The sequence below is a fragment of the Psychrobacter sp. genome, from assembly GCF_036731945.1.
GTDB lineage: Bacteria > Pseudomonadota > Gammaproteobacteria > Pseudomonadales > Moraxellaceae > Psychrobacter.
Window position 1 is genome coordinate 10,410 of sequence record NZ_DAINDI010000067.1, and the last position, 1,934, is coordinate 12,343.

General features: G+C 38.9%; 1 protein-coding gene. It reads right to left on the reverse strand.

Annotated elements, in window-relative coordinates:
* Positions 1-1,934 (reverse strand): ImpA family metalloprotease (locus tag V7D75_RS12070; protein ID WP_333614756.1); only part of this gene is annotated, 1,934 nt, incomplete at both ends.

A 1,934-nucleotide genomic window follows, 5' to 3' on the forward strand; every position in this document is an offset into this window, starting at 1 on the left:
ACTCAACACACCTTGCACGGTATTGTGTCCAAGTTCGTGTACCCAGCCCCAGCCTATGTCAAGACCAGTTGAACCATCAGAGGGATTGCCTGAACACAAAAAGCCGCATGCTGCTAGCCAACCAACAAAATGCTGAACATTTGGTGCACGATGAACATTACTGATACAGTCCCAACCTAAAGAATCACAGTATTGTTGGGTACTGATATCTAATGGCATATTGTTATAACCGTTGGCAATATGGTTGCTATCATAAATGACAGTTTTGATTCTGTCGATATAAACGTCTGGCGTCAAATTACCTATGGCTTTAAGGGCATAATTATTGGTTTGTTGTATTTCACCGCCGACAAATTTAAAGGTATTCCAGCCAAAAGTTTTACTTTGCAGAATCTGAGTGGCCTGATTTTTTTCAGATTGAGACATATCTTGAGTAAAATCATAATGTGCATATTTTGCACTGCCTTTGATTTTTAAGGTAACGGTACTACCTGGCTTGGCGTTATTATAATTCAGCATCAATGGTCCACCGAATGGGCTGATAAAATGATTATCAGCTGCTGCATTTAGTTTTACGCCATAACTATTTGGACGCAGTGGGCGTTTGTAGCCACTGTCATCAAATGGATTGCCCCAAGTGCGAATATGACTGGTCTGTATAGCGAGGTTTGCACCTTGAGCATCCACGATCTGTATATCTATCGCTTTTGCAGGAATACTGGCACGACCAATGGCTGTCACGCCACTGCTTTGTGGAATGGTGACAGTAATGGTTTCCCAATCTGCATTGACTGGCATCTGTTGTGCTGCCGCAGGCATATAGTCACCAGCGCCCTGTTTAGCGGCAGTGGTATAATTACGTTTGTAGTCGAGCCAAGCATCCGAAGCATAGGTCTGCATAAAGGTCAGAGGATCACCGTTTTTATTTAAACCTGTATAATCCACAGAAGGACGCCACAAATCAGCTATCAGCACTAAAGTTTTTAAAATACTATTTTTGTTTTCTTCACTAAATGCTGACAGCCCTTGACTATTTAATCTCTGTAAGGCATTTGAATGAGTAAGGATGCTTTGGATCATTGGGTTTTTAGCATTCAGTTCACCCAAAGCAATAGATTTTGGATCGATGAAATATTGTAAAGTATTTATGGTGCTATCAATCTGATTAGTTTTTTCCCAGCGCTGTTCAGTGCTTGTAGGATTTGCCATTAATAATTTATTTTTATCTCTAAACCAATTCATATTGGCTTGAATACCTGTCGCGTTCAGAATTTTTTGCGTATTAGGTTTCACATCCCAATTGTAAGTTTGTAAATAAATAGACTTGCCTGCTTTTAAATATTTTTCAATCAGTTCTTGTTCAAACTTTTCGCCATCAATGTTTTGTCCTAAAATAATGAGATCCACATCTTGCCAACAAGTATTTTCAGGATTTAATACGTTACAGGTTGGATAATTGACTGTTGCACCTAATTGTTTTTCAAGGTAGTTCTTGGCAGGAGCCTCCGATGTACCTTTAATGACCACATTTAACGTTTTATTCACGGCTTGATGTGCATCACCAGTGATAAGCCAACGTAAGCTATTATTCATCACTTCCTTAAATTGTATAAAATCAGCCTTATCATTGATGATTTGTCCAAACATTTCTTGACCATATGCCAAAACACGTCCTTCTCCAACTTTGGTTATCACACCTAATCCACAACCTTTACCTGCTTGCAAATGAAGTGCACTATCGCAAACACCATCTGCTAATGCAAAAGGTAGACTAGAGCTTAAATCTGTTGGATAGAGATTAAGAGATGCATTGGGTGCAAATTGTAAATAAGGTTGTATGGTTTGATTATTGGTATCTTTGTACAAATCAGCTAATAGTTTCTTTTGCCAATTTCGCTGTTGCTGTGCAATATTGAGCGCTGATTTTAATAGGT